This is a genomic window from Halomonas sp. H10-59, from assembly GCF_040070555.1.
GTDB classification, from domain to species: Bacteria; Pseudomonadota; Gammaproteobacteria; order Pseudomonadales; family Halomonadaceae; genus Halomonas; species Halomonas litopenaei.
In genome coordinates, this window is sequence record NZ_CP098828.1 from 2,511,326 (window position 1) to 2,538,175 (window position 26,850).

Sequence of the window (26,850 nt, forward strand, 5' to 3'; positions counted from 1 at the left end):
CGGGTCCTGGGCAAGCCTACGTCGCGGGCGCCACAAAGTACACACATACGAAAGTATATGTTGAACATACTCGCAACTCGGTCAAGACTTGCCGCCACACCAATAACGATCACGCTCTCATCAGGGAGATCGACCATGCGAGCTATCCCCAGGCTTTCCCGTCTTGCCGCCTCCATCGGTGCGGCATCCATCGCCATCACTGCTGCCGCCAGTGCCCAGGCCGCTGAATACGAGTGGACCTTCCAGGCCTCCGAGACCGCCGGCGAGCCGAGCTTCAAGATCAAGCAGGAGTGGGCCGAGCGCATCGAGACCATGACCGATGGCCGTGTGGCCATCGAGGTGTTGCCGATCAACTCGGTGGTAGGTCCCACCGAAACCCTGCAGGCGGTGAGTTCCGGCATCCTGCAGGGCCATATGACCGACCCCAGCTACTTCTCCGGCCAGAACCCGGCCTTCGGCATGCTCGGCAATCTGGTGGGCGCCTGGAACGACCCCTACGACTTCCTCGAGTTCATGAACAACGCCGGCGGCGAGGATCTCTACAACGAGCTGGTGGAGCCCTACGGCGCCCATCTGGTGGCGGCGGCGACCTTCCCGCTGGAGTCGATCCCGTCCACGGTGGCCATCGAGTCGCTGGAAGACTTCGAGGGACTCAAGATTCGTGCGCCCCAGGGCATGGTCTACAACATCTTCGAGCGCATCGGCGCCACGCCGGTCAACCTGCCCGGCTCCGAGGTCTACACCGGCCTTGAGAAGGGCGTGATCGACGCCGCCGACTCCACGGTGCTGTCGAACAACGACGCCCAGGGCCTCCACGCCTTTGCGCCCTACCCGCTGTACCCGGGCTTCCACTCCATGCCGATGATCGCGGTATCGGTGAACAAGGATATCTGGGACGGCCTGCCCGAAGACCTTCAGACCACCCTCGAGACCGCCTTCGACGCCATGGCCTACGACCTGATCGCCCGACTCAAGGCCCAGGACATCGAAGCGCTTGCCCGTCTCCAGGCGGACCCGGAGGTTCACCCGTTCGACCTGCCCGACGAAGAACGCAAGGCCTTCCGTCAGGCGGCTGAACAGGAATGGCAGGAGTGGGCCGGCAAGAACGAGATGACCCAGAAGGTCTACGACGCCGCCACCGGCTTCCTGACCGCCCGCGGCCAACTGTAAGCCTCGCCAGCCGTCCTGCCCCCGATGGGGGCCCTGCCCCCCGGTCCAGCCTGCTGACACCGGGGGGCAGATCCGTGACGACTTGCTGACCGCACCCGTGGTCGTGACCTTCAACCTGTTGACCAACGCCGCCAGCGGCCTGGAGCAACCATGACGCCTCCCTCCTCCCACAACACCCCCGCCGGATCGCCACATGACCGCGCCGGGCGGCCGCCCGATCCTTCACCCGAGCCTTCTCACGGCCCGAACCCCGACCCGTCGGCGGACAGGACGCCCGAGCGTGCCCCCGATGTGGTGCGCAGTCGGTTCGACCGTGGCGTGGTCCGGGTGGCCCAGTTCGCCGCCTGGCTGGTATTCATCGCCATGGCCATCAGCGTCTATGAGGTGATCATGCGCTACGGCTTCGGCGCGCCCACCTCCTGGGTCCACGAGACCGTGGTCATGCTGGTGGCGGTCAGCTTCTGTCTCGGCGGCCCGGCCGCGCTGGCCTCCAACCGCCATATCCGGGTCAAGGTGCTCTACGACGCCGTGGGCCCGAGGTTCCGGCTGTGGCTCGACCGCTTCAATGACCTGGTCACCTTCGGCTTCTGCCTGGGCATGACCTACGCCGCCTGGGTGATGTTCTACGGCGCCTCCCACAACCCCCTCGGCGAGTGGCAGCTGGAGCGCTCCGGTACCTCCTGGAACCCGCCGTTCCCGGCCCTGGTCAAGGGCATGATTCTCACCGCGGTGGCGATCATGTGCGTCCAGGCGCTGATTCACCTGATCCAGTCGATCAAGGGCAAGCCCGCCCCCGATGCACCCGAAGGAGGCGCTGACTGATGAGCATCGCAGACGGAACCCTGCTGCTGGTCGGCGCCATCTTCGCGCTGCTGGTCACCGGCCTGCCGCTGGCCTTTATTACCGGCCTGGTGGCGCTGGCCTTTACCTTCGGCTGGTTCGGCCCCAACGCCCTGCCGCTGGTGACCAGCCGGGTCTACGGCTTCGTCACCGAGTACTCGCTGGTGGCGGTGCCGATGTTCGTGCTGATGGCCTCGCTGCTCGACCGATCGGGTATCGCCAAGGATCTGTTCAACGCCATGCGGGTGTTCGCCGGGCGACTGCCCGGGGGCGTCGCCGTGCAGACCGTGGTGGTGGCGTTCTTCCTGGCCGCGCTGTCCGGCATCATCGGCGGCGAGATCGTGCTGCTCGGCATCCTGGCGCTGCCGCAGATGCTCCGCCTCGGCTACGACAAGCACCTGTCGATCGGCGTGGTCTGCGCCGGCGGGGCGCTCGGTACCATGATGCCGCCGTCCATCGTGCTGATCATCTACGGCCTGATCGCCAGCGTCTCCATCGCCGACCTGTTTACCGCGGCGATCACCCCGGCGGTGATCCTGATGCTGTCCTACATCGGTTATGTGCTGGTGCGCTGCCTGCGCAACCCCGCCATGGGCCCGCCGATGAGCGAAGAGGACCGCAACGCCGGCTTCGCCTCCAGGGGTGCCGCGCTGCGCTCGATCATCGTGCCGGCGCTGATCGCCTTCATGGTGCTGGGCTCGATCTACGGCGGCGTGGCCTCGGTCACCGAGGCGGCGGCCATGGGCGTGTTCGGCGTGCTGCTGGCGGTGCTGGCCCGGGGCGAGTTCTCGTTCTCGATGATGCACCAGAGCCTGTCCCAGACCCTGGTGACCTGCGGCATGATCATCTGGATCGGCATCGGCGCCGCCGCCCTGGTCGGGGTCTACAACCTGATGGGCGGCAACCGCTTCATCTCCGGCATGATCATGGATCTGGACGTCTCGCCCATCGTGATCATCCTGGTGATGATGGCGATCCTGATCGTGCTCGGCATGTTCCTCGACTGGATCGGGGTGGCCATGCTGACCCTGCCGATCTTCGTGCCGATCATCGTGCAGCTGGGCTACAGCCCGATCTGGTTCGGCATCCTGTTCGCGGTGAACATGCAGGTGTCCTTCCTGTCGCCGCCGTTCGGACCCGCGGCCTTCTACCTGAAGGGCGTGGCGCCACCGGAGATCAGCCTCAAGGACATCTTCGTCTCGGTGCTGCCCTTTATCGCCCTGCAGCTATGCGTACTCGCGGCGCTGCTGGTGTGGCCCGAGATGGCCATGTGGCTGGTGCAATGAAGCGGATCGGCCCCTCTCCGGGACCAGGCGCCAGGCTAGACGCCAGCAAAGCCACCTTTCCATAACGTCAACCCATACCTTTGTATGTTGACCATACACCACCCCAGAGGCGTAAGATGCCTCTGGGGCCAACCGTGAACCGGGACAAGGCGCCCACGTCACGCAAGGATATCGCCATGCATCATGACACCCCCGAGACCCTTCGCATCATCCAGTGCCGCCACCAGGGCAGCGTCAGGGCCGCCCTGGTCGAAGGACCGGACTTTGTGCGACTGACCGACGCCGACACCTATACCCTGGCACGCCGTGCGCTGGCCGAGGGCAAGGGCCTGGCGACCACGGTCAAGGCAAGCCTCGGTGACGAGACCCTCGACTACGCCGATCTGGTCGCGAGCGGTCAGCTACTGCCGCCGCTGACCCATCCGGATCCCGCGCACTGCCTGGTCACCGGCACCGGCCTGACCCATCTGGGCAGCGCCGATACCCGCAGCGCCATGCACGCCGACTCGTCCGAAACCGACGACGCCCAGCTGACCGATTCCATGCGCATGTTCAGGCTCGGCGTCGAGGGCGGCAAGCCCGCCGAAGGCCAGGTGGGCGCCCAGCCCGAGTGGTTCTACAAGGGGGATGGTGACTGCGTGGTGGCCCCCGAGGCGCCGCTGCCCTGGCCATCCTTTGCCGAGGATGCAGGCGAAGAGCCGGAACTCGCCGGGCTCTACCTCATCGATGATCAGGGCCGCCCCCATCGGCTGGGCTTCGCCATCGGCAACGAATTCTCGGATCACATCACCGAACGCTACAACTACCTGTGGCTGGCCCACTCGAAGCTTCGCGCCTGCAGTTTCGGCCCCGAACTGCTGATCGGTGAACTACCCTCTCATCTGGAGGGTACTTCGCGTATCACCAGAGACGGCGAGACCCTGTGGGAGAAGCCGTTCTTGACCGGCGAGGACAACATGGCGCACAGCATCGCCAACCTGGAGCACCACCACTTCAAGTACCCAGGTTTCCGTCGGCCCGGCGACGTCCACGTCCATTTTTTCGGCACCGCCACCCTGAGCTTCGCCGACGGTGTCAGTGTCAAACCGGGCGAGCGCTACGAGATCGAGCTACCGGCCTTCGGGCGTCCCCTGCGCAATCCGCTGGCGCCGCCCACCGAGGACGAAGAACAGACCAGCGTCACGCCGATGTAATCGACCGGAGACAGGCTTCGACTGTCCCGAACAATGACGACACGAGCATTGAACGCAGGTCGAGCCGGCGTTGACACTGGTACCAGACAGCACACCGACAACCCCATCCCCGCAAGCGAAAAGGAGCCAACATGACTCTGGAAGGAAAGCAGCTGATCGGCAGCCAGGCCGTCGAGGCCAAGGGCGAGCCCATCCACGCCGTCAATCCGGCCACCGGTGAGACCCTCGAGCCTGGCTACAAGGCAGGTTCCAAGGCCGAGGTCGAGCGCGCCTGCGAACTGGCCTGGGCGGCCTTCGATAGCTACCGCGAGACCGGCCTCGAGGCCCGTGCGACCTTTCTCGAGACCATCGCCGACGAGATCGAGGCGCTCGGTGACACCCTGATCGAGCGCGCCATGCAGGAGTCCGGCCTGCCCCAGGCACGTCTGCAGGGCGAGCGCGGCCGTACCTGCGGCCAGCTGCGCCTGTTCGCCTCGGTGGTGCGCGCCGGCGAATGGCTCGACGTGCGGCACGATCCGGCCCTGCCGGACCGTGAACCGATGCCGCGGGTCGACCTGCGCCAGCGCCATATCGCGCTGGGTCCGGTGGCGGTGTTCGGCGCTTCCAACTTCCCGCTGGCGTTCTCGGTGGCCGGTGGCGACACCGCCTCCGCCCTGGCCGCCGGCTGTCCGGTCGTGGTCAAGGCCCACTCCGCCCACCCCGGCACCTCCGAGCTGGTCGGCCGCGCGCTGCAGAAGGCGGTGGCCCGCTGTGAACTGCCGGAAGGCGTGTTCTCGCTGCTGTTCGGTTCCGGTCGCGAGGTCGGCCAGGGCCTGGTCAGCGACGCGCGGATCAAGGCGGTGGGCTTCACCGGCTCGCGCAGCGGTGGCACCGCCCTGATGAAGACCGCCCAGGCGCGTCCCGAGCCGATCCCGGTGTACGCCGAGATGAGCTCGATCAATCCGGTGTTCCTGCTGCCCGAGGCGCTCAAGGCCCGTGGCAAGGAGCTGGGTGAGGCCTTCGTCGGCTCGCTGACCATGGGGGCCGGCCAGTTCTGCACCAACCCGGGGCTGGTGATCGCGGTCAAGGGCGAGGCGCTGGACGGCTTCGTCGAGGCCGCCGCCGAAGCGGTCAAGGGTGCCGGCGCACAGACCATGCTGACGCCGGGCATCCACGACGCCTACACCCAGGGAGTCAACACCCTGGGCGGCAGCGACAAGGCCCGTGAAGTGGCGCGCGGCCCTCAGGGCGACGGACCCAACCAGTGCCAGGCCGGCCTGTTCGTGGCCAAGGCCAGCGACTTCCTCAATGATGAGGCGCTGCAGGCCGAGGTGTTCGGTTCGACCTCGCTGGTGGTCGAGTGTGCCGACCTGGACGAGGTCAAGGCACTGGCCGAGGGCCTCGAGGGCCAGCTGACCGCGACCCTGCAGATGGACGACGGCGACATCGACGCGGCCCGTGGCCTGCTGCCGATCCTCGAGCGGCGTGCCGGTCGGGTGATGGCCAACGGCTGGCCCACCGGGGTCGAGGTGTGCCACGCCATGGTCCACGGTGGCCCCTATCCGGCGACCTCTGACTCGCGCACCACCTCGGTCGGCAGCGCCGCCATCCACCGCTTCCTGCGCCCGGTGTGCTATCAGAACCTGCCGGACGCCCTGCTGCCGCAGGCGCTCAAGGATGGCAACCCGCTGAACGTCAGCCGCCTGGTGGATGGCAAGCGCGAGGCGTAAACCGCCTGGCACACGTCTTCAACCAAGGGTCTTGAACCGACGTAGTTGAAGACATCGCTGAAGGCATGGCTGAATACATAGCTGAAGCCATGGTTGAAGCGAACGGACGGAGGCGCCGATCATCGGCGCCTCCTGTCTCGTCTTCTTTTTCTTGTTCTTGTCATTCTGTCCTGGTCTTTCTGGCCCCGCCTTTCTGTCATCGTCCTTCGGTCCGCATCGCCTGATAAAGACCTGCAGGGAACGATGGCCTTGGCTCATGATTCAACGACGGCCATTGGCGCGCTTACCTCGCCATCACGCCTCTTATCAAAATAGCCTTGAAGACAGTCATCGAGACATCCATCCAGACGTCTATCAAGGCATCTACCCAGACACCCATCAAGACACCTATTCAGACATCCTCCCGCTACCGTTCCCTCCTGCCTTTGCAATCACATCCGATCCATAATCGGTGACGTTTCACGCTTATTCGGCGAATATCTTGGCCATTATTGCCGGCATGAAACGCCCAACTTATTGGCCAAGACATCCCAGAAACATCCTTTCACGCCCACGATCATTCCTGCCCACGATATTGCTCATGGCGCATCCTCTTCTCCGACCAGGCTGGCGACAAACTCGGTCAGCAGTTCAGGCCAGGGCTCGCCCTTGCGCGTGAGCACGCCGTAGTAGCCCAGCGGCTCACCGATGGTCAGCGGCAGTACCGCGAAACGACCTTGAGAGAAGGTGGTCTTGACCACCGAGCTTGGCAACAGCGACAGGGTATCGGTACTCGCCACCAGCTGAAGCGAGGCCTGGGTGGAGGTGGTCTCGATGACGTTGCGCGGCGAGGCGACGCCGGCCTCGGCCAGGGCCGCCTCAAACAACCCGCGCATGGGACTCGCCATCGGGTGCAGCACCCAGGGCCAGCGCACCACCTCGGCCAACTCAGGCGTCCCCTGACACAGCGGATGGTCGGGTCGCGCCACCACCGACACCGGCTCCTCCTTGAGCGGCAGAAAGTCGAACAGATGACGCTGGGACGGCTCGGTATAGCGGCCAATGACGGCGTCGAGCAGCTTGTATTCGAGATCCACCAGCAGTCGATCGCTGGAGTTCTCTATCAACGAGATGGCGAGCCGCGGCCGGCGCGACTTCAGCTCCGCCATGGCCCTTGGCAACATCACCGGGGCGGCACCGGGTACCGAGCCAAGCGCCAGCCGACCGTGCCCACCTTCGCGCAGTGAAGCCAGTTCTTCGACCAGCCGATCGGTGTCGTTGAGCAGACGCCGTGCATAGCGCAATACCGTCACACCGGCGTCGGTCGGTTCCATCCGCCCGGGCTCACGCAGAAACAGCGGTATTCCGAGAAATCCCTCGATGTCCTTGAGCATCTTGCTGGCCGCCGGCTGGCTGATGTTTAGCTGCCTTGCAGCCGCGTGCATGTTACGACTTTCGTCCAAGGCGACCAGCAATACCATATGCCTGATCCGTAGCCACGTCTTGGCGTGAATACCGCTGTCATGGGGCATGTAGCGCATCATCCCGATGATTGAAAAACACATGATAACCTGAGGTTATCAAATGGCCAAAAACTTGGATTGGCCGTTCTTTTAGCGCTCTGTTTAGACTGCCCTCACTGACAATAGAACGACGAGACAGCAGCAAGAGAGTAACGGGAGAGCAACCAGAGAGGCAGGCGCTTTCCGCAAGCAGCCAACCGCTGATCGACGCCCATGATGCTTTCCCTGGCCACTCGTCGGACAACCAACAATATTCACCACAAGGCCGCCAGCATGACCACCATCACTCGGGTCGACGCCCGCGATATCCGCTTCCCCACCTCACGCCAGCTCGATGGCTCCGATGCCATGAACGAGGCACCGGACTACTCGGCCACCTACGTCATCCTGCACACCGATCAGGAAGACGAGGGCCACGGTCTGAGTTTCACCATCGGCCGCGGCAATGATCTCTGCGTCGCTGCGGTCAACGCCCTGGCACCCACCCTGGTGGGCCGCAAGCTCGAGGACATCACCGCGAACATGGGCACCTTCTGGCGCGAGCTGACCAGTGGCGATAGCCAGCTGCGCTGGCTGGGTCCGGAAAAGGGCGTGATGCACCTGGCCAGCGCCGCCCTGGTCAATGCTATCTGGGACCTGTGGGCCAAGCGTGAAGGCAAGCCGATCTGGAAGCTGCTTACCGACATGAGCCCGGAACAGCTGGTGCGCTGTCTGGACTTCCGCTTCGTCACCGACGCCATCACCCCCGAGGAGGCCATCGCCCTGCTGCGTCGCAAGGCCGGCACCAAGGGCGAGCGCGAGGCCGAGATGAAGGCCGAGGGCTACCCCGGCTATACCACCTCCGCAGGCTGGCTTGGCTATTCCGAGGAAAAGATGCGTCGACTGTGCCGCGAAGCCCTGGCCGAGGGCTGGCAGCACTTCAAGCAGAAGGTCGGTGGCGACATCGAGGAAGATCGCCGGCGCGCGGCGATCCTGCGCGAGGAGATCGGCGAACAACGCACCCTGATGATGGACGCCAACCAGATGTGGGATGTGGACGAGACCATCGTCAACATGCGCCGTCTGGCAGAGTTCAATCCTCACTGGATCGAGGAGCCCACCAGCCCCGACGACATCCTCGGTCACGCCGAGATCCGTCGTCGCCTCAGGGGCGGCCTGGAGGGTGGCATCGGCGTCGCCACCGGCGAGCACTGCCACAACCGGGTGATGTTCAAGCAGTTGCTGCAGGCCGGCGCGATCGACTTCTGTCAGCTCGACGCGGCGCGTCTGGGCGGGCTCAACGAGGTCATCATCGTGGTGCTGCTGGCGGCCAAGTACGGCGTGCCGATCTGCCCCCACGGCGGTGGCGTGGGCCTGTGCGAATACACCCAGCACATCTCCCTGTTCGACTACATCGCCGTCTCCGGTTCGCTGGAAGGTCGCCTGCTGGAGTACGTCGACCACCTGCATGAGCACTTTGTCGACCCGGTGCGTATCCGTCAGGGTCGCTACCTGGTGCCCGAGGCGCCGGGCTACAGCATCACCATGAAGCCCGAGTCCCTCGAGATGCATCGCTACCCCGAAGGCGCGGCCTGGCAAGACGCCTGAGCCGCTCCACCGGCCAGCGGCCCCGGGATGAAACGCTTCCCGGGGCCGCTGGCCAGCACGCCAAGCAAGGGCCAGAGCGCTACGCAATGGCCAGCACGCCACGCAAATTGGAGAGAAGCATGACAACAATCACAACGTCCGTCGCCCCCTTCACCCGTCGCCGCCTGGGCGCGGCCATCGCCGCCCTGACCATCGGCAGCCTGACGCTGGGTGGTGTTGCCACCGCCCAGGCCGCCAGCGAGATGCCGCCGATCCCCGAGGTCGACGGACCCGTGGTCGAAGGTGACGGCAACGACTACACCCTCAAGTTCAGCATCGGCACCACCCAGTCCGGCGCCCAGTACCGTGGCCTCGAGTACTTCGAGGACATCGTCGAGGCACGCAGTGACGGCCATATCCAGGTCGAGCTGTTCCACAGCGCACAGCTTGGCGATGACCTCCAGGCGGTCAGCGCGCTGCAGTCCGGCACCCTGGAGATGACCGCGCCGTCCACGTCGCCGCTGGTCAACATGTTCCCGGAGTTCGCGGTCTTCGACCTGCCGTTCCTGTTCCCCACTCCGGAAGTGGCCGACGAGGTGCTCGACGGCGAGATCGGTGATCGCATGCTGGAAACCGCCAGCACCAATGGACTCAAGGCCCTCGGCTGGGCCGAGAACGGCTATCGCCAGCTGACCAACAGCCAGAACGCGGTGGCCTCGCCCGAGGATCTGGATGGCCTCAAGGTCAGGACCATGCAGAACCCGATCCACCTGGATATCTGGAAGACCCTGGGCGCCAACCCGACGCCGATGTCCTTCGCTGAGCTGTTCACCGCCCTCGAGCAGGGCGTGGTCGACGGCCAGGAGAACCCCTGGATCACCATTCAGTCGTCCAAGTTCAACGAAGTGCAGGACTACGCCACCGAGTCCAACCACGTCTACACGCCCTTTATCACGCTGGTCTCCGAGCGCTTCTGGAGCCGTCTGCCCGAGGGCTATCAGGATCTGCTGTCCGACGCCGCCAAGCAGATGGGCGACTACCAGCGTGAAGTCAGCCGCACCCTCAACGACCAGATCAAGCAGGAGCTGATGGACGAGGGCATGAACATCACCGAGCTGACCCCGGAACAGGTGGCCACCTTCCAAGAGACCCTGTCGCCGGTCTATGACGAGTGGCGCGAGAAGATCGGCGGAGAGCTGATCGACGATATCCGCGCTGTTTCCCAGTAAGCCCTAGCCCGACCCCGCCGCTGTCGGCGGCGGGGTCGTCGTCACCACGGAGGTGACCCATGACCACCCTATCCTCCACTTCCACCCCGGGACTCCTGGGGTGGTTGATTACCACGCTGCGCATCGCCGTCGGATTGCTGGTGCTCGGCGTGGTGTTCTGCGTGACCGCCAACGTCTTCGGTCGCTTCGTGCTCAATACCTCCTACGCCTGGGCCGAGGAGCTGTCCCGGGTGCTGTTCATCTGGCTGGTACTGCTTGGCGCCGGACTCGGCAGCCTCGAGAAGAAACACGTGGCGGTGACCTACTTCAAGGACCTGGCCCCGGCCGGGCTGCGCCGCGTGCTGGGACTGACCGCCGTGGCGGTGATCTACCTCGTCTGCATCTGCATCCTGCTCGGCTTCAAGGAGCTGATCTCCGGCTATACCAGCGCTACCCCCATGCTCGGCATCCCCAAGACCTGGCTCTATAGCGCCATGCCGGTGATGGCAGGGCTGACCCTGATCGCCAACACCCTGGCCCTGGTGGCCCTGCTCAGGAGGTCCGAACCATGATCCTGTGGAGCATCCTTATCGGGCTTGCCATCTGCATCGTCATTGGCATGCCGATCTCGTTTGGCCTCGGCGCCATCAGCCTGTTCATCTTCTTCTATTCCGACTATTCGCTGTCGCCCATCGTCGCCCAGGCAGTCAACGGCCTGGACTCCTTTCCGTTGCTGGCCATTCCGCTGTTCATCCTGGTCGGCGAGGTGATGAGCGAGGGCGGCATCGCCACCCGCCTGGTCCGACTGGCCAGCGCCATGGTCGGCTTCGTCGCCGGTGGCCTGGGTCAGGTGGCGGTGATGACCTCGATGTTCTTCGGCGGCATCAGCGGCTCCGCCGTGGCCGACGCCTCGGCGGTCGGCAGCATGATGATCGAGCCGATGAAGCAGCATCGCTACAGCGCGCCCATGGCCACCGCCATCGTGGTCGCGGCCTCGGTGGTCGGCATCATCATCCCGCCGTCGATCCCGATGATCCTGTTCGGCGTGGTCACCAACACCTCGATCTCTCAGCTGTTCCTGGCCGGCATCGTGCCCGGCATCCTGATCACCCTGGGACTGGCGGCCACCACCTACGTGCAGTCACGCAAGAACGGCAAGGGCCAGGCCTTCTCCTTCCCGGAACTGACCAGTGCCCTCAAGGACGCCATCCTGGCGCTGCTGCTGCCGGTGATCATCGTCGGTGGCATCCTCACCGGGGTCTTCACCCCCACCGAGAGCGCCGCCATCGCGCTGGTCTATGCCTTCGCGGTGTCCTTCTTCGTCTATCGCAGCCTGTCGCTCAAGCGCTTCTTCGAGCTGTGCGTGAGCACCGGTCGACTGACAGGTGTGGTCATGCTGCTGCTGGCCTTCGCCAGCGTGCTGGCCTGGCTTCTGACCGCCAACATGATTCCCCAGCAACTGGTAGTGAGCCTGTCCGCCATCACCGAAAACAAGCTTCTGCTGCTGCTGATCCTGTCGGCCTTCCTGCTGGTGGTGGGCTTCTTCATGGACCTGACCCCTGCCATGGTGATCCTGGCACCGCTGATGACGCCGGTGGTGGTCAAGCTTGGCATCGACCCGGTGTACTTCGGCGTGCTGATGTCCTTCATCCTGGGTATCGGCCTGATCACCCCGCCGGTGGGCACCGTGCTCTATGTCGGCTGTGGCGTCGGCAAGGTCGGCATGGAAAGCCTGGTCAAGAGCCTGCTGCCCTTCTACTTCACCCTGGTGGCACTGCTGGTCGTGTTCCTGCTGTTCCCGGGAGTGGTGCTGTGGTTCCGATAACCCCGAACTTGAACAACCTGGGCGGCCCCTGGCCGCCCGCCGAGCGGAGAAGCCCCCGATGAGCGCCAACGACGACCTGCTGACCTTTCTGCGAGAGACCCTGGGCAGCACCGGCGTGCTGACAGACGACCTCGAGCGCTATCGGGTCGACTGGGCCGGCGCCCGCGGCGGTCTGCCGTTGGCCGTGGCTCGCCCGGCGACCTCTGAGCAGGTGGCGCAGGTACTCGGCTACTGCCATCGCCACGATATTCCGGTGGTCCCCCAGGGCGGCGGCAGCGGCCTGGTCGAAGGCGCCTTGCCGGACAGCCAGACACCGGAGCTGGTCATCAGCCTGGAGCGGCTTAATAAAATTCGCTCCATCGATCCGATCAACTTCACCGTGAGCGTCGACGCCGGCTGCGTGCTGCAGACCATCAAGGACGCCGCCGAGGCCGAGGATTGCACCTTTCCGCTGGCCCTCGGCGCCCAGGGCAGCTGCCAGATCGGCGGCAATATCGCCACCAACGCCGGCGGCCTGAACGTACTGCGTTACGGCATGATGCGCCAGCTGGTACTGGGTATCGAGGTGGCGCTGCCGGACGGCCGCCTGCTCGACGACATGAAGGCTCTGCACAAGAACAACACCGGCTACGACCTGAAGCAGCTGTTCATCGGTGCCGAGGGTACCCTGGGCATCGTCACCGGCGCGGTACTCAAGCTCTACCCCCGTCCCCAGGTGACACGCACTGCGTTGATCGGCTGCCCCGACGTGGCCTCGGTGCTGAAACTCTACGCCCAGGCAAGACGCAGCTGCTGCGACCTGCTGACCGCCTTCGAGCTGATTCCGCGGGCCTGCATGGAACTTGCCCTGGAGGCCGATCCCTCACTGCCGGACCCGCTGGATGCGCCCCACTCGGTGTACGTGCTGATGGAAGTCGCCGCCAGCGGTCCTGCCGATCTCGACAGCATGATCGAAACGCTATTCGAGCGAGGACTCGAGGACGGCCTGCTGGAGGATGGTGTGCTGGCCACAAGCGATACCCAGGCGGCCCAGCTATGGCAGCTGCGCGAGGCCATGCTGGAAGGCCAGCAGCGCCGCGGCGAGCACCTGCGTACCGACGTCTCGCTGCCGATCTCCCAGCTTACCGCCTTCCATGACCAGGCGGAGGCGGCGATCACCGAGGCCTCGCCAGACTCTCAGGTCATCGCCTACGGCCACGTCGGCGATGGCAACCTGCACTTCAATATCCTGCCGCCGGCGCATCTGGACGACGACGACAAGCGCAGTCTGCTGCATGAGCTGGAAGAGCAGCTGTTTGCCATTGTCGCCGAGTTCGACGGCAGCATCAGCGCCGAGCACGGCATCGGTCGCGTCAAGCAGCCCTACTTCCTCGAAAGCCTGTCGGCGCCGGAGCACGACATCATGCGTGGCCTGAAGCGCCTGCTGGACCCCCGCGGCCTGATGAGCCCCGGGCGTATCCTGCCGAGAATGCAGCGCTGAGCCATCGACTTCCCCTTTTCAACAGATAGAGGTCCTAACATGAGTCCCCGCCTTACCGCCCGCGACATCCTGCCCGACGACGCCGACCGTGCCCTGCTGGTCGGCCGAGTGTGGCGCGACGACCAGCAAGGCCCCGTCCTGGTAACCGTTCGCGATGGCCAGCTTATCGACCTGTCGGCCACCATCAATGTCATGGCCGACCTGCTCGAACGCGACGACGCCGCCGAGCTGATCGCCAACGCCGAGGGCGAGTCCCTGGGTAGCCTGGACAGCCTGCTGGAAAATTCCTGCCAGACACCCCAGCGCGCCCCGCACCTGCTCGCGCCCTGCGACGTCCAGGCGATCAAGGCCTGTGGAGTGACCTTCGCGGTCAGCCTGCTGGAACGCGTCATCGAGGAGCAGGCCGGTGGCGACGCCGCCCGCGCCGGCGAGCTGCGCGAGGAACTCAAGCGCGTGATCGGCGGTGACCTGTCGAAGATCCGCCCCGGCTCCGACGAGGCCATGGCGCTCAAGGCCGAGCTTCAGTCCCGTGGCGCCTGGTCCCAGTACATGGAGGTCGGCATCGGCCCCGACGCCGAGGTCTTCACCAAGTCGCAGCCGCTGTCCGCGGTGGGCCAGGGCGCGGCGGTGGGGCTGCACCCGTCATCGCGCTGGAACAACCCCGAGCCCGAGATCGTGCTGGCGGTGGATGCACAAGGCAACGCCCGCGGCGCGACGCTGGGCAATGACGTCAATCTGCGCGATGTCGAAGGACGCAGTGCCCTGCTGCTTGGCAAGGCCAAGGATAACAACGCCTCCTGTGCCATCGGGCCCTTCATTCGCCTGTTCGATGACCACTTCTCGATCGACGACGTGCGCTCGGCCATGGTCAGCCTGCGCATCGAAGGCAACGACGACGACTTCCTGCTCGAGGACCAGAGCGACATGCGCGAGATCAGTCGCGACCCGCTGGACCTGGTGGGCCAGACCATCGGCGCGCATCACCAGTACCCCGATGGCTTCATGCTGTTCCTCGGCACCATGTTCTCGCCGATTCAGGACCGCGACGGGCCCGGCCAGGGCTTTACCCATCACCTGGGTGATGTGGTCACCATCTCGACGCCTAGCCTGGGCGCTCTGGTCAATCGCGTCGAACGCTCCGACCAGCTGCCCCCCTGGACCTACGGTATCCGCGCCTGGCTCGCCCACCAGCGCGGCTGACACCACGCAAGACCCGCACGAACCGACATCTCCCTTCTGCCTCGCCCTCGGCGAGGCTTTTTTGTTTCAGGCCGCCAACTGTGCCATTACGCGCTGCTACTCAAGCATTTGCGCATGCGGTATGCGAGTTCCCGCGCCGGACATGGCGAGTGACATGGCTCTGACATATACCTTCAAGACCCCTCCCGCCGATGTCAGTCAGTGTTTCGACATATGACGGTTGTTCTTGCGCAAGGCGCGTTGCATCGCGAACGCAAGGTCAGGAACAACGCAAGGTCAGGAACAAGACCGGCAACGTCATCGCTGCACTCGCGCGAGCGAGGGGACCAAGGAACATCGACCATCATCAGACAAGGGCCTCAAGGCCCGGATAAAGGACAGGGAGCAAGCCAAAGGCCACCCAAGAAGCCTGCGCCGCCCTTGCCGTGACTCGTCGCCGTCAGCGCAGCACCCGTGGATGGACGCGTCCAGGTGCGCCTCGGTGACCAAGGAGGACAGACCATGCTCAGGATTTCCCGTCTCACCGCCATCGCCGCCGCCATGGGCGCCAGCCTGATCGCCTTCGACGCGGTCGCCGAGACCTACTTCGAGATCACCGACGGGGAGCTCACGCGACCTACCGGTTTCCGCGAATGGGTGTTCGTCGGTACCCCGCTCACGCCCAATGACATGAACAACGGCAAGGCGCCGTTCCCTGAGTTCCACGCCGTCTACATCGATCCGGAAAGCTGGGATCACTGGAAGGAAACCGGTGAATTCCGCGATGGCGCCATCATGATCAAGGAACTGATCAGCGTCGGCAGCAAGCAGGCGGCCAGCGGCAACGGCTACTTCATGGGCGAATACATCGGCCTCGAGGCGACCATCAAGAGCAGCGAGCACTTCCCGGATGAACCCGGCAACTGGGCCTACTACAGCTTCTCGACGCCGGACCACTCGAGCCTCAAGGAGACAGCGGCGCCCTTCCCCACCGCGGCCTGCAACGCCTGCCACGCGGCGGCGGCAGCCGATGACTTCGTCTTTACCCAGTACTACCCGGTACTGACCGCCGGCAAGGGCGCCGGCGACGACGCCGGTGGCGGCACCCAGTCCCAGCTTGGCAACGACGGCTGATCGCCTGTCTGGCCCCGTTCCGACAGTCCAGGGCCTGAACCATCGGCCAGGGAGTCAGAGTCAGGAACGGGGACCATCTGGAATATGGTGCCTAAAGGTGCCAATGAAAGGTGCCAATGAAAGGTGCTATGTAGAAACGTGCGGTACGTGCACATGCGAACCGCAGCCGGCCGTATAGACATATAAACACCCGATACCCAGTAGCACGAAGGCCGGCAAGACAAGCACCTGGCACCACCGAGCATGAAGCGATGGCGTTGACCCTGCGTCACCCTATGGCCTTGCAGGGTACGTCTACCGGCGAGCCACTGGATTCGCCCCGGAGTCCAGAAGTGGCATAGGGGCTGCCCCGAGAGAAGGATGTCTCTCGGCAGCGATATCCGCCATCCTTCTTGCGTTCCCTGCCCTCCTGGCGGCCCTCCCCGGCCGCCTTTTTTTATGTTCTCGGCGCCCTCTTCCCGCGGACCAGCGATATCCGTCCCCGCTCTTTGCTATCAGCCATATTCCGCTACCCCGGCACTCTTGATCCCTTGCGACCAAAGTCGGCCCTTGGCGCCAATTGCAATCCAGCCAACCTGCGCCATACTACGGATAACGTCATGCTAGCAGCCTGTCATACCACCTAGCGAAAACCCGCGGCACCAGCAGGCTTCAGCTAGAGGGAGAGCACCAGGCCTTCGTCACTACGACACCTGATGTTTCGCCGCCATGACAACAACCTCGTCGCCCCTGCCAACAGGAGACATCATGCGTCTGTCAGGAAAGACCGCCTTGATCACCGCCGCCGGCCAGGGCATCGGTCGCGCCACCGTCGAGCGCTTTATCGCCGAGGGCGCGGAGGTCCACGCCACCGACCTCGATCCGGCCAAGCTTGAGGATCTGGCAGATCGCCGGGGTGTCCGCTGCCACACCCTGGATGTGACCGACCCTGCGGCGATCGCCGAGCTGGGGGCGAAGATTCCGACACCGACCATCCTGTTCAACTGTGCCGGTTACGTGCATAGCGGCAGCCTGCTGGAGTGCTCCATCGAGGACTTCGATCGCTCCATGGCGATCAACGTCACCGCCATGTACCACACCATCTCGACCTTTCTTCCCGGTATGCTGGAGGCCGGTGGTGGCAGCATCATCAACATGGCGTCGGTCGCCAGCAGCCTGAAGGGTGTTGCCGGACGCTTTGCCTACGGCACCAGCAAGGCCGCCGTCATCGGTCTGACGCGCTCGGTGGCGGCGGACTACGTGACCCACGGCATCCGCTGCAACGCCATCTGTCCGGGTACCGTGGAGTCGCCCTCCCTGGCGCAGCGTATTCGCGCCCAGGCCGAGGCTCAGGGACAGGACGAAGCCCAGGTGCGCCAGGCCTTCCTCGACCGCCAGCCAATGGGACGCCTGGGCAGGCCCGAGGAGATCGCCGCACTGGCCGTCTATCTGGCCTCCGATGAATCGGCGTATACCACAGGCACCAGCCAGATCATCGATGGCGGCTGGCTGGCGTGACGACACTGATCGACGCAAAGCGATGACATCGGCGCGATATAACACCATCAACTCAGCAAAAACATCCATCCAATCAACGATAAAGGACACCCCATGAAACTGCTGCGATTCGGCGCCCCCGGCCAGGAAGCTCCCGGTATTCTCGACACCAACGGACGTGTCCGTGACCTGTCCGGCGTCATCGACGACGTTGCCGGAGAGGCCCTCGGACGTGACAGCCTGGCGCGCATCGCCGGCCTCGATCTGGAAAGCCTGCCCGAGGTTCCCGCCGACACCCGTATCGGCCCCTGCGTCGGTCAGGTCGGCAAGTTCATCTGCATCGGCCTCAACTACGCCGACCACGCCGCCGAGAGTGGCGCCGAGGTGCCGCCGGAGCCGGTGATCTTCAACAAGTGGACCAGCGCCATCTGCGGCCCCGACGACGACGTCATCATTCCCCGCGATTCCTCCAAGACCGACTGGGAGGTCGAACTCGGCGTGGTGATCGGCAAGGGCGGTCGCTATATCGACGAAGCCGACGCCCTCGAGCACGTGGCGGGCTACTGCGTGATCAACGACGTATCCGAGCGGGAATTCCAGCTCGAGCGCAGCGGTACCTGGGACAAGGGCAAGGGTTGCGACACCTTCGGTCCCCTCGGCCCCTGGCTGGTGACCCCGGATGAAGTGGAAGATCCCCAGGCGCTGAACCTGTGGCTCGAGGTCGACGGCAAGCGATACCAGGACGGCAATACCCGCACCATGGTCTATCAGGTGGCCTACCTCATCAGCTACCTGAGCCGTTTCATGAGCCTGCAGCCAGGCGACGTCATCTCCACCGGCACGCCGCCTGGTGTCGGCCTGGGCCAGAATCCGCCGGTGTTCCTGCGTCCGGGTCAGACCATGCGCCTGGGCATCGAGGGCCTCGGGGTGCAGACCCAGAAGGTCGTGGCGGATTCGGACGCATGAGCCAGCGCGACCAGCCCATGACCGTGGCGGTGTGCGTCGAACCAGGGCAGATGGCCCTGGAACAGCGCCCCCGCCCCGAGCTTGCCGGCGGCGAGGCCCTGGTGCGCATTTCGCGCATCGGGGTCTGCGGCACCGATATCCACGCCTTCGGCGGCAACCAGCCCTACTTCGACTACCCCCGGGTGCTGGGGCACGAACTGGCCGGTACGGTGGAGGCCCTTGCCGACGACGTGGACGAGGCGACCCGTGCCCGCCTCGAGCACCAGCCGGTGTACGTGATCCCCTACCTGCACTGTGGCGAGTGTCGCGCCTGCCGGCGCGGCAAGACCAACTGCTGTCAGGCGATGCAGGTGATCGGCGTCCATCGCGACGGCGGCATGGCCGAGTGGCTGAAGGTTCCGGTCGATCATCTGGTGGCCTGCCCGGCACTGGAACCAGACGAGCTGGCACTGATCGAGTGCCAGGCCATCGGTGCCCACGCGGTGCGCCGGGCCGCGGTGGAAGCGGATGAACTGGTGGCGGTGGTCGGCGCCGGCCCCATCGGCATCGGCGTCGCCCAGGTCGCGCGGGCCCGCGGTGCACGGGTACTGCTGCTCGATACCAGCGCCGAACGCCTGACCTTCTGCCGCGAAGCGCTCGGCTTCGAGCAGACCCTGGTAGTGGGCGAGGACGATCCGCAGGCGCGCCTGGCCAGTCTCAACGACGGCGCACTGGCCGACGTGGTGTTCGACGCCACCGGCAACCCGAGCGCCATGGAGGCCGGCTTCGGCCTGGCCGGACACGGCGGCCGCTACGTACTGGTCAGCATCGTCAAGTCAGACATTCGCTTTGACGACCCGAGCTTTCACGGCCGAGAACTGACCCTGCTCGCCAGCCGCAACGCCACCCGCGAAGACTTCGACTGCGTCACCGAACTGCTGGAAGAAGGCCGTATCCAGGTGCGCCCGATGATCACCCATCGTGCCAAGCTCGAGGCCCTGCCGGAGACCATGCCGGTGTGGTGCGGCGGTGAGGCCGGCGTGATCAAGGCGATGATTCACCTCGATCGATAAGTCGGCACCAGGACCGGCAAGCCCCCTTCGACGGGCACCGAACACTCTTTCACCAGGCGGCGTACGGCACCCACCGTCATCTGCTGCACCCGATCACCAGGCCGTCACGATAACAACGTCAACGCCTTTGCCGAGGACCGTCCCATGTCCACACAGTCATCGACCACCACGTCATCGACCACCGCTGCATCGAACAAGGCAGCGTCGTCCAACGCGACCATCGCCAGCGACCAGCCCGCCCAGGAAAGCCTGCGGGTCCATCCTGCCGACAATGTGCGTGTCGCCCTGCGCGACCTGCCCCAGGGGCACCGCATCGACGAGGGTGCCGACACCCTGACGCTGGTGGAAGCCGTCCGCCACAAGCACAAGTTCGCCCTCGAGGATCTGGCCGTCGGTGACACCGTCACCATGTACGGCGTCACCGTCGGCCGGGCCACCCGGGCGATCGCCCGTGGCAGCGTGATCCGCACCGACAACCTGGAGCACTTCACCCACTCGGATACCCCGGTCACCCGCCGGGAGCACTGGCAGGCACCGGACGTTTCCGCCTTCGAAGATCACACCTTCGACGGCTTCCATCGTCCGGACGGTGGCGTGGGCACCGCCAACCTGTGGCTGGTGGTGCCGCTGGTGTTCTGCGAGAACCGCAATATCGAGGTACTTCGACAGTGTGTGGCGGACGCCCTGGGTGACGACCCTTTCCGCGACTACAAGCAGATGGCACGCCAGATGCTTCATGGCGATAGCCCGAGCCATGTGACCGAGCCTCCCTCCTCGCCCTTTCCCAACGTGGATGGCGTGCGTTTTCTGACCCATACCCTGGGTTGTGGCGGCACCGACGACGACGCCCAGGCGCTGTGCAACCTGCTGGCGGGCTATATCACCCACCCCAACGTGGCCGGCGCCACGGTGCTGAGCCTTGGCTGCCAGAAGGCCCAGATCGCCATGCTCAAGCAGGCGGTGGCAAGCAAGGACCCGCAGGGCCTGCGCCCGGTGCACTACCTCGAGCAACAGGCCAGCACCAGCGAAGACGCCTTGATCGAACAGGCCCTGGGCACCATCTTCGATGGCCTGCGCGAGGCCAACCAGGTGACCCGTCAGCCGGCGCCGCTATCGGCCCTGCGTATCGGGGTGGAGTGCGGTGGGTCCGACGGCTTCTCGGGTCTGTCGGCCAACCCGGTGGTGGGCGGTGTCATCGATCGCCTGGTTGCCCTCGGCGGCAGCGGCATCCTCAGCGAATTTCCCGAGCTCTGCGGAGTCGAGCACGAACTGCTGTCGCGCTGCGTCGACGACGCCACCGCCGAACGTTTCTCGTCGCTGATGCAGGCCTACCAGCGCCACGCCGACGCCGTCGGCGCGAGTTTCTCGATGAACCCCTCGCCGGGCAATATCCGCGATGGTCTGATCACCGATGCCATGAAGTCCGCCGGGGCCGCCAAGAAAGGCGGCGACAGCCCGGTGGTCGAGGTCCTCGACTACACCGAGACCGCCACGCGACCCGGCCTGGCGCTGCTGTGCAGTCCCGGCAACGATGTCGAGTCCACTACCGCTCTGGTCGGCTCCGGCGCCAACCTGGTGATCTTCACCACCGGGCTCGGCACGCCCACGGGTAACCCGGTGGCACCGACCCTCAAGGTCGCCAGCAACTCGGACCTGGCCCGCCGCATGGCGGACATCATCGACTTCGATAGCGGAGAGGTGATCCGGGGCGAGGCCTCCATCGACGAGCTCGCCGATGACCTGCTGGCGCTGTGCATCGAGACCGCGTCTGGGCGCTACACCACCCGCGCCGTGGGGCTGGCCCAGCACGACTTCATTCCCTGGAAGCGTGGGGTGTCCTTGTGAGAGAGCCTGTGAGCTTCCCTTGAGAGAGCCTGACAACATGCAAAACGCAACCACCGTCACCCTGATGCAGTTCGGCATCGGCCGTTTTCTGCTGGCCCACGTCGACCTGTTCGCCAGCCAGGCCCGGGACGAACACGGCAGTGATATCCGTATCATTGCGGTACAGAGCTCGGACCGTGCGGCCGGGCGAACCAAGGCCCACGCCCTGGCCCGGGACCCGGTCTACCCGGTCAAGATGCGCGGCCGACGTGATGGCGAACTGATCGATACCACCCATCAGGTCGACAGCATCACCACCGCGCTGGTTGCCCGCGAAGCCTGGGCAGAAGTGGAGCGGCGTTTTCGCGATGAGGTGACCCACGTGGTCTCCAACACCTCCGAGGCGGGCTATCAGGTCCCGGCGGGCGATGGCCCACGGCGGAACTGCCCCGAGAGCTTCCCCGCCAAGCTGACGCACCTGTTGAAGACCCGCTTCGACGCCGGCCGTCCCGGCGTCACCCTGCTGCCATGCGAGCTTCTGACCGACAACGCCCTCAAGCTCAAGGACGTCATCCTGGAATTGGCACAGGCCCACTACGACGACGATGGCTTCATGGCATGGCTCGAGCGGGACTGCGTGTGGGCGGTGACCCTGGTGGACCGCATCGTCTCCGCCGAGCTGGATCCGGTGGGCGCCGTCGCCGAGCCCTATGGCCTCTGGGCGATTCAGCAAACGCCCGGGCTGGTGATGCCGTTCTCCCACCCGGACGTACATCTGGTCGACGATATCCGTCCCTTCGAGCGTCGCAAGCTGCACCTCTTGAACCTGGCTCATACCTGGCTGGTCGCTCGCGTCATGGATCTCGGTCTCGGCGAGGAGGTGACACTGGTTCGCCAGGCGATAGACGACCCCCGCCTGGGAGACGAACTGGAGAAGATGCTGCGCCAGGAGGTGGTACCGGTACTCGATCAGGAACTTCCGGGCATGGAACTCGAGGACTACGTCGACAGCATTCTGGATCGTTTCCGCAATCCATGGCTGGACCACCGACTGGCCGATATCGCCCAGAATCATCCCCAGAAGCTGGAGCGAAGGCTGGCGCCGGTGGTACAGATGGCCGCCCGCCAGGGTCGGGACGTACCACGCCTGGCCAGCGCTTTCCCCTCGACGGCTTCCGCGTCGACCTCGTCCCTGTCCTCGACCTGACAACGTCCTGGCCAGGCTGGCGGCTCACTCAAACAAGGCACCCTTCAATAACACGCCGCCGCCGGATGTCATCCGGCGGCGGCGTATGGCTTCGGCTCACGCCCTTGGCCCAAGGCCGTTCTCATTGCCCGGTGCAGCACGGGTGCTTCCGCTCCCTCAGGCTCAGGCGTCGTCCTGGCGACCCTTGAGGCGTTGCTTGAGCTGCATATAGGTGCCGTAGTGACGATCGAGGTGCCGTCGCATGGCGGCCTCGGCGGCTTCCGGGTCCCGGGCGGCGATGGCCTCGACGATCTCGGTGTGGGCCTCCAGGGCAGCCAGGTCCTCCCCGGGCTGCTGCAGCGCCAGGGCGCGACGGTCATCGAGCCACTCGGATAGTGCCTGATGGATGGCGTCGTAGATGGGGTTGTGCCCGATACTCGCCAGGACGCCATGAAAGTCGTTATCGGCCCGCTTGACGGCGGCTTCATCGCCGATCACCGAACGCTGATGCGCCAGAGCGTCGCGCAACGCCTGGATCTCCTCATCGCTTGCGTGCTGCGCCGCCTGACGGGCCAGCGCGACCTCGAAAAGCGCCCGAGCCTCCTGAAAGTACTGCTGCCCTTCGGGTTTGGCCAACAACTGCCGGGTGACCCCGGACAGCCTCGCCATCACGGCCTCGGCGGTGGGCCGGATAACCCGTGCCCGGGTGCCGCTGTTGATCGCGATCAAGCCTAGCTGCTGCAGGTAGAACAGCGCCTCCCGCACCGCCGGGCGCCCGACCCCGAACTGCTCCATCAATTCACGTTCGGACGGCAATTGATCATTCTCGCCCAGCCGCCCTTCGAGGATTTCAGCCTCCAGTTGTTCGGCCACCTGCTCGGACAGCGTCTTGCGCTCCACCCGATATTTGCTCATCGACGCGGGTCTCCCTCGATCCATCACCCGGAGCGTCTCCGGGACACGGCGCACATGGTACTGCAAGGCGCACCCCCTGGGCAGCAAGGCGTCACTGCGGCACACTCACCCCCCGGGCCAGGCCAAGCCTCGACGGCGCTCGATCAATGCTCGGTCAGCGCCGTCAGCGCAAAGCGCTCGGCGATCTGGCGATACTGATCGCGCTGGGCATGGTCCAGGGGAATGCCGGTCTGCTTGCGCTCATCGCGGGTCTGCCACTCGCGATCCCCCGGCGCCAGCACCCGCTGACCCTCTACCGGCGTCATCTCGCGCAGATCCTTGAGGTACTCGGCCAGGCGACGCTCGAAGGCGCTGCGCTCCTCGAAGGCGCCCGGGTCCATCACCAGAAAGAAGTGGCCGACGCCGCGCGGAGTCGACATGTCCGGCCCGCCCATCGGCAGCAGGCGAAAACCGTGGACCATGTTGGCCAGGGTCGAACTCAGCACCTCGACCATGCCACCGAGCCCGGCCCCCTTGAAACCGAAGCCGGCGCCACCTACCGGCAACAAGGCGCTGACCTGGCGGGCATCGGTGGTCGTGCTGCCGTCGCTGGTCGCGGCGATGTCCGCCGGCAAGGGCCGTCCGATGGCCGCATACTGCTGCACCCGATTCATGGGCACCGAGCTGGTGGCCATGTCCAGCAGATACGGATCCTCGCCGGCCACCGGTGCAGCGAAGGCGATCGGATTGGTGCCGTGGAAGGCCCGCTGACTACCGTGGAGCAGGACGAACGGATCGGAATTGCAAAAGGCCATGCCGAGCATGCCCTGCTCTGCCGCGGCGAGGGCGTAGCAGCCGGCGGCACCGAAGTGCGACGAGTTGCCGACCGCCACCGCACCGATGCCGACCTCCCGGGCCATGCTGACGGCATGATCGATGGCCCGATACCCGGCCAGGTGGCCGAAGCCATCATCGGCGTCCAGTACCGCAGTGCCGGCCAGACGCTGCTTGATGCTCGGCGTCGGGCTGCCCTTGATCCGCCCGCCTTGCAGGGCGTTGAGGTAGTGCGGCAATAGCCTCAGGCCGTGGCTGTCGGTGCCCATCAGCGAGGCCGTGACCAACGCCTTGGCCACCGCTTCCCGGGAGGCCTGATCGGCGCCGGCAGCCGCCAGCGCCTGTTCGATAAAGCGATGCAGATCCTTGTAATCGACCCGACAGGCCTCGTATTGACTGGCACTCATGGGGATTCCTTGTGAGGGGGATAAGGGCCGCAAGGCGCGCGCCGATCGCTCGGCGCCGCCTTGACTCGGCCATACCGCGTCACCGCCGCAGCGGCGACCCGGGACTCAGCGGTAGACCAGCGTCGGCAACCACAGCGAAATCGCCGGAATGAAGGTCACCAGCAACAGCGCCACCACCAGAGGGATCAGGAAAGGCAGGGTGCCGCGCATGCACTTCTCGAAGGAGATATGCGACACCCGCGACAGCACGTAGAGCACCATGCCCACCGGCGGGGTCAACAGGCCGATCATCAGGTTGAGCACCATGATCACACCAAAGTGCACCGGGTCCACCCCGGAGGCCACCGCTACCGGCAGCAGCACCGGCACCAGGATGGTAATGGCGGCGATGGTCTCCATGAAGCAGCCCACCACGATCAGCACCAGATTGATGATCAGGAGCACGGCAATGGGATTGTCCTGGAAGGGTCCCAGCAGCCCCATGACGTGCTGGGTGACCTGGTTGCTGGTCAGGATCCAGGCGAAGATCGAGGCGCCGGCAACGATGAACAGGATCACCGCGGTGGTCTCGATGGTTTCCATGCTGACCTTCAACAGTCGCCGCCAGGTCAGGGTACGGTAGACCAGTCCCCCCAGAATCAGCGCATAGACCACCGCCGCGATCGCCGCCTCGGTCGGGGTAAAGGCACCGGTGACGATGCCGCCGACGATGATCACCGGGGTCAGCAGCGACAGGAAGGCCCGCGAGAACGTCTTGCCCAGCACCGAGACCGAGAACCGCGCGTCACGCTTGTAGCCGCGACGCCGCGACAGCCAGGTGATCATCACCATCAGCGTCAGACCCATCAGCAGGCCCGGCACCAGGCCGGCGGCGAACAACTGCCCCACCGAGACCGACGCCATCACTCCGTAGATCACCATGGGCAGGCTTGGCGGAATGATCGGGCCGATGGTCGAGGACGCTGCGGTGATGCCTACGGCAAACTCCTGATCATAGCCGGCGTCGCGCATGGCCTTGATCTCGATGGTGCCGAGGCCACCGGCATCGGCCACGGCGGCACCGGACATCCCCGAAAAGACAATGCTGGCACCGACGTTGACGTGGCCCAGGCCCCCACGCATCCAACCCATCAGCGCCTTGGCGAAGTCAAAGATGCGGGTGGTGATGCCGCCGTTGTTCATCAGGTTGCCGGCGAGGATAAAGAAAGGGATCGCCAGCAGCGGGAAGCTGTCAATGCCGTTGACCATGCGGTGCACCACGACCACGTCGGGCACGCGTCCTGTCAGCAGAACGTACATCAGGCAGGAGCCGGCCAGGCTGATGGCGATGGGCACCCCGCAGACCAGCAGGGTAAATAGGGCGGCAAACAGAAACGAAAGGTAGTTCTCGAAAAACGCCAGCGCGATGCAGCCGACGACCGCCAGTGCCGCCACCACCGGAGGCACTGGCGATCCGCGCCGGGCACTGATCATTGCTTCAGTCATGGGGTTGTTCCTTGTTCGTGGCGCTCAGTCGTCATCGTCGCGAAACATCAATTCGCTCTCGCCGGTGCGCCAGTGACGCACCGCCAGCTGGATCGAGCGCACCAGCATCAGCACCACCCCGAAGAGCACCACGTAATAGAGCAGACTCTTGGGCAGGTCCACCGACACCATCATCGAATTGGTGCGCTGGGCCAGCTGCCAGGTGATCCAGGCCAGCATGCCGAGAAAGGCGATACGCACCAGATCCACCAGGGTCCACATGACCCGGGCGGTGGGCTCCGACAGGTAGCGATAGAAGAATTCCACGGCGATATGCGAGCCCTTGCGGGCGGCCATGGCGCTGCCGAGAAAACCCACCGCTACCAGCAGGTAGCGGGCGATCTCCTCGGTCCAGGCGATGGAGTTGCCGAGCACGTAGCGACTGAAGAACTGAACAAAGACGTCCAACGCCAGAAGCCAGAAGACCACCAGCGTCAGATAGTCCTCGATGCCGTAGTCACCCGGCCGGATCCGGTCGTCGTCATCGGGCACCTCGAAGGCGCTGGTGGTCTCGTGTTCGACGCCAGGGTCACTCACGTCAGATCGGGTCATGAAGGATCTCCCGAGGGAGGGCGCACGGCGCCCTCCCCTCCGT

The 26,850-nt window shown here is 65.1% G+C and carries 22 protein-coding genes; 17 read left to right on the forward strand and 5 right to left on the reverse strand.

What is annotated here, in order from left to right:
* The first annotated feature begins 135 nt into the window (after positions 1-135).
* The 5 genes from NFG57_RS10860 to NFG57_RS10880 all read left to right on the forward strand — a co-directional run bounded on the left by NFG57_RS10860 (position 136) and on the right by NFG57_RS10880 (position 6,198).
* A complete protein-coding gene (locus NFG57_RS10860; RefSeq protein WP_108133327.1) occupies positions 136-1,170 on the forward strand; it encodes a TRAP transporter substrate-binding protein in 1,035 nt (344 codons plus the stop codon).
* A 150-nt stretch (positions 1,171-1,320) separates the two neighbouring features.
* Positions 1,321-1,992, forward strand: a complete 672-nt coding sequence (locus tag NFG57_RS10865; protein WP_348814300.1) for a TRAP transporter small permease subunit — start codon at positions 1,321-1,323, stop codon at positions 1,990-1,992.
* A complete protein-coding gene (locus tag NFG57_RS10870; RefSeq protein ID WP_124804832.1) occupies positions 1,992-3,296 on the forward strand; it encodes a TRAP transporter large permease subunit in 1,305 nt (434 codons plus the stop codon). The genes NFG57_RS10865 and NFG57_RS10870 overlap by 1 nt, the downstream gene beginning before the upstream one ends.
* A gap of 176 nt (positions 3,297-3,472) precedes the next feature.
* Entirely contained in the window at positions 3,473-4,489 is a 1,017-nt protein-coding gene (gene araD1 / locus NFG57_RS10875; RefSeq protein WP_108133192.1) for an AraD1 family protein, read from the forward strand.
* Between the two features lie 131 nt (positions 4,490-4,620).
* Positions 4,621-6,198, forward strand: coding sequence for an aldehyde dehydrogenase (NADP(+)) (locus tag NFG57_RS10880; RefSeq protein ID WP_108133191.1), 1,578 nt, complete (start codon positions 4,621-4,623; stop codon positions 6,196-6,198).
* A gap of 578 nt (positions 6,199-6,776) precedes the next feature.
* On the opposite strand, the gene NFG57_RS10885 is transcribed toward NFG57_RS10880, so the two are convergent.
* On the reverse strand, positions 6,777-7,742 hold the full coding sequence (locus NFG57_RS10885; protein WP_348814301.1) for a LysR substrate-binding domain-containing protein: 966 nt from the start codon (positions 7,740-7,742) through the stop codon (positions 6,777-6,779).
* Between the two features lie 231 nt (positions 7,743-7,973).
* Here NFG57_RS10885 and NFG57_RS10890 point away from each other — a divergent pair, with 231 nt between their 5' ends.
* The 12 genes from NFG57_RS10890 (at position 7,974) to NFG57_RS10945 (ending at position 22,617) form a co-directional block, all read left to right on the forward strand.
* Positions 7,974-9,287 (forward strand): L-fuconate dehydratase, encoded by a 1,314-nt coding sequence (locus NFG57_RS10890; RefSeq protein ID WP_348816175.1) that lies wholly within the window; start codon positions 7,974-7,976, stop codon positions 9,285-9,287.
* Between the two features lie 119 nt (positions 9,288-9,406).
* Positions 9,407-10,495 carry a TRAP transporter substrate-binding protein gene (locus NFG57_RS10895; RefSeq protein WP_083970675.1) on the forward strand — a complete coding sequence of 363 codons (1,089 nt, stop codon included), beginning with the start codon at positions 9,407-9,409 and terminating at the stop codon, positions 10,493-10,495.
* Positions 10,496-10,554: 59 nt separating this feature from the next.
* Positions 10,555-11,046: a TRAP transporter small permease gene (locus NFG57_RS10900; protein WP_348814302.1), complete on the forward strand. Its 492-nt coding sequence runs from the start codon at positions 10,555-10,557 to the stop codon at positions 11,044-11,046.
* Positions 11,043-12,299 (forward strand): TRAP transporter large permease, encoded by a 1,257-nt coding sequence (locus NFG57_RS10905; RefSeq protein ID WP_108450228.1) that lies wholly within the window; start codon positions 11,043-11,045, stop codon positions 12,297-12,299. Before NFG57_RS10900 ends, NFG57_RS10905 begins: the two co-directional genes overlap by 4 nt.
* Positions 12,300-12,357: 58 nt before the next feature.
* The gene (locus NFG57_RS10910) at positions 12,358-13,779 is read left to right on the forward strand and encodes an FAD-binding oxidoreductase (RefSeq protein ID WP_222569917.1); all 1,422 of its coding nucleotides are present in this window, start codon (positions 12,358-12,360) and stop codon (positions 13,777-13,779) included.
* Between the two features lie 39 nt (positions 13,780-13,818).
* A complete protein-coding gene (locus NFG57_RS10915) occupies positions 13,819-14,979 on the forward strand; it encodes a fumarylacetoacetate hydrolase family protein (protein WP_108133187.1) in 1,161 nt (386 codons plus the stop codon).
* 501 nt (positions 14,980-15,480) lie between these two features.
* Positions 15,481-16,092, forward strand: a complete 612-nt coding sequence (locus NFG57_RS10920) for a cytochrome P460 family protein (protein ID WP_124804839.1) — start codon at positions 15,481-15,483, stop codon at positions 16,090-16,092.
* A 747-nt stretch (positions 16,093-16,839) separates the two neighbouring features.
* Positions 16,840-17,589: an SDR family oxidoreductase gene (locus NFG57_RS10925; protein ID WP_108133185.1), complete on the forward strand. Its 750-nt coding sequence runs from the start codon at positions 16,840-16,842 to the stop codon at positions 17,587-17,589.
* Positions 17,590-17,682: 93 nt separating this feature from the next.
* Positions 17,683-18,534: a fumarylacetoacetate hydrolase family protein gene (locus tag NFG57_RS10930; RefSeq protein WP_222569920.1), complete on the forward strand. Its 852-nt coding sequence runs from the start codon at positions 17,683-17,685 to the stop codon at positions 18,532-18,534.
* Positions 18,531-19,586 (forward strand): zinc-binding alcohol dehydrogenase family protein, encoded by a 1,056-nt coding sequence (locus tag NFG57_RS10935; protein ID WP_253028684.1) that lies wholly within the window; start codon positions 18,531-18,533, stop codon positions 19,584-19,586. The genes NFG57_RS10930 and NFG57_RS10935 overlap by 4 nt, the downstream gene beginning before the upstream one ends.
* A 144-nt stretch (positions 19,587-19,730) precedes the next feature.
* On the forward strand, positions 19,731-21,431 hold the full coding sequence (locus NFG57_RS10940; protein ID WP_348814303.1) for an altronate dehydratase family protein: 1,701 nt from the start codon (positions 19,731-19,733) through the stop codon (positions 21,429-21,431).
* Positions 21,432-21,468: 37 nt separating this feature from the next.
* Positions 21,469-22,617 carry a mannitol dehydrogenase gene (locus tag NFG57_RS10945; RefSeq protein WP_348814304.1) on the forward strand — a complete coding sequence of 383 codons (1,149 nt, stop codon included), beginning with the start codon at positions 21,469-21,471 and terminating at the stop codon, positions 22,615-22,617.
* Between the two features lie 162 nt (positions 22,618-22,779).
* Here NFG57_RS10945 and nanR read toward each other — a convergent pair whose 3' ends face one another.
* The 4 genes from nanR to NFG57_RS10965 all read right to left on the reverse strand — a co-directional run bounded on the left by nanR (position 22,780) and on the right by NFG57_RS10965 (position 26,807).
* The gene (nanR, locus tag NFG57_RS10950) at positions 22,780-23,511 is read right to left on the reverse strand and encodes a transcriptional regulator NanR (protein ID WP_213226913.1); all 732 of its coding nucleotides are present in this window, start codon (positions 23,509-23,511) and stop codon (positions 22,780-22,782) included.
* Positions 23,512-23,654: 143 nt separating this feature from the next.
* Complete coding sequence (locus tag NFG57_RS10955) at positions 23,655-24,731, reverse strand: Ldh family oxidoreductase (RefSeq protein ID WP_108133180.1); 1,077 nt, start codon at positions 24,729-24,731, stop codon at positions 23,655-23,657.
* Between the two features lie 105 nt (positions 24,732-24,836).
* Positions 24,837-26,216 carry a TRAP transporter large permease gene (locus NFG57_RS10960; protein WP_045995039.1) on the reverse strand — a complete coding sequence of 460 codons (1,380 nt, stop codon included), beginning with the start codon at positions 26,214-26,216 and terminating at the stop codon, positions 24,837-24,839.
* Positions 26,217-26,240: 24 nt separating this feature from the next.
* Positions 26,241-26,807 (reverse strand): TRAP transporter small permease, encoded by a 567-nt coding sequence (locus tag NFG57_RS10965; protein ID WP_052704549.1) that lies wholly within the window; start codon positions 26,805-26,807, stop codon positions 26,241-26,243.
* Positions 26,808-26,850 lie beyond the last annotated feature (43 nt).

What these genes read in the sequence shown, in the direction of transcription:
- NFG57_RS10860 (WP_108133327.1), top strand. Translation starts at nt 136, where the DNA reads ATGCGAGCTATCCCCAGGCTTTCCCGTCTTGCCGCCTCCATCGGTGCG.
- NFG57_RS10865 (WP_348814300.1), top strand. Translation starts at nt 1,321, where the DNA reads ATGACGCCTCCCTCCTCCCACAACACCCCCGCCGGATCGCCACATGAC.
- NFG57_RS10870 (WP_124804832.1), top strand. Translation starts at nt 1,992, where the DNA reads ATGAGCATCGCAGACGGAACCCTGCTGCTGGTCGGCGCCATCTTCGCG.
- araD1 (WP_108133192.1), top strand. Translation starts at nt 3,473, where the DNA reads ATGCATCATGACACCCCCGAGACCCTTCGCATCATCCAGTGCCGCCAC.
- NFG57_RS10880 (WP_108133191.1), top strand. Translation starts at nt 4,621, where the DNA reads ATGACTCTGGAAGGAAAGCAGCTGATCGGCAGCCAGGCCGTCGAGGCC.
- NFG57_RS10885 (WP_348814301.1), bottom strand. Translation starts at nt 7,742, where the DNA reads ATGTGTTTTTCAATCATCGGGATGATGCGCTACATGCCCCATGACAGC.
- NFG57_RS10890 (WP_348816175.1), top strand. Translation starts at nt 7,974, where the DNA reads ATGACCACCATCACTCGGGTCGACGCCCGCGATATCCGCTTCCCCACC.
- NFG57_RS10895 (WP_083970675.1), top strand. Translation starts at nt 9,407, where the DNA reads ATGACAACAATCACAACGTCCGTCGCCCCCTTCACCCGTCGCCGCCTG.
- NFG57_RS10900 (WP_348814302.1), top strand. Translation starts at nt 10,555, where the DNA reads ATGACCACCCTATCCTCCACTTCCACCCCGGGACTCCTGGGGTGGTTG.
- NFG57_RS10905 (WP_108450228.1), top strand. Translation starts at nt 11,043, where the DNA reads ATGATCCTGTGGAGCATCCTTATCGGGCTTGCCATCTGCATCGTCATT.
- NFG57_RS10910 (WP_222569917.1), top strand. Translation starts at nt 12,358, where the DNA reads ATGAGCGCCAACGACGACCTGCTGACCTTTCTGCGAGAGACCCTGGGC.
- NFG57_RS10915 (WP_108133187.1), top strand. Translation starts at nt 13,819, where the DNA reads ATGAGTCCCCGCCTTACCGCCCGCGACATCCTGCCCGACGACGCCGAC.
- NFG57_RS10920 (WP_124804839.1), top strand. Translation starts at nt 15,481, where the DNA reads ATGCTCAGGATTTCCCGTCTCACCGCCATCGCCGCCGCCATGGGCGCC.
- NFG57_RS10925 (WP_108133185.1), top strand. Translation starts at nt 16,840, where the DNA reads ATGCGTCTGTCAGGAAAGACCGCCTTGATCACCGCCGCCGGCCAGGGC.
- NFG57_RS10930 (WP_222569920.1), top strand. Translation starts at nt 17,683, where the DNA reads ATGAAACTGCTGCGATTCGGCGCCCCCGGCCAGGAAGCTCCCGGTATT.
- NFG57_RS10935 (WP_253028684.1), top strand. Translation starts at nt 18,531, where the DNA reads ATGAGCCAGCGCGACCAGCCCATGACCGTGGCGGTGTGCGTCGAACCA.
- NFG57_RS10940 (WP_348814303.1), top strand. Translation starts at nt 19,731, where the DNA reads ATGTCCACACAGTCATCGACCACCACGTCATCGACCACCGCTGCATCG.
- NFG57_RS10945 (WP_348814304.1), top strand. Translation starts at nt 21,469, where the DNA reads ATGCAAAACGCAACCACCGTCACCCTGATGCAGTTCGGCATCGGCCGT.
- nanR (WP_213226913.1), bottom strand. Translation starts at nt 23,511, where the DNA reads ATGAGCAAATATCGGGTGGAGCGCAAGACGCTGTCCGAGCAGGTGGCC.
- NFG57_RS10955 (WP_108133180.1), bottom strand. Translation starts at nt 24,731, where the DNA reads ATGAGTGCCAGTCAATACGAGGCCTGTCGGGTCGATTACAAGGATCTG.
- NFG57_RS10960 (WP_045995039.1), bottom strand. Translation starts at nt 26,216, where the DNA reads ATGACTGAAGCAATGATCAGTGCCCGGCGCGGATCGCCAGTGCCTCCG.
- NFG57_RS10965 (WP_052704549.1), bottom strand. Translation starts at nt 26,807, where the DNA reads ATGACCCGATCTGACGTGAGTGACCCTGGCGTCGAACACGAGACCACC.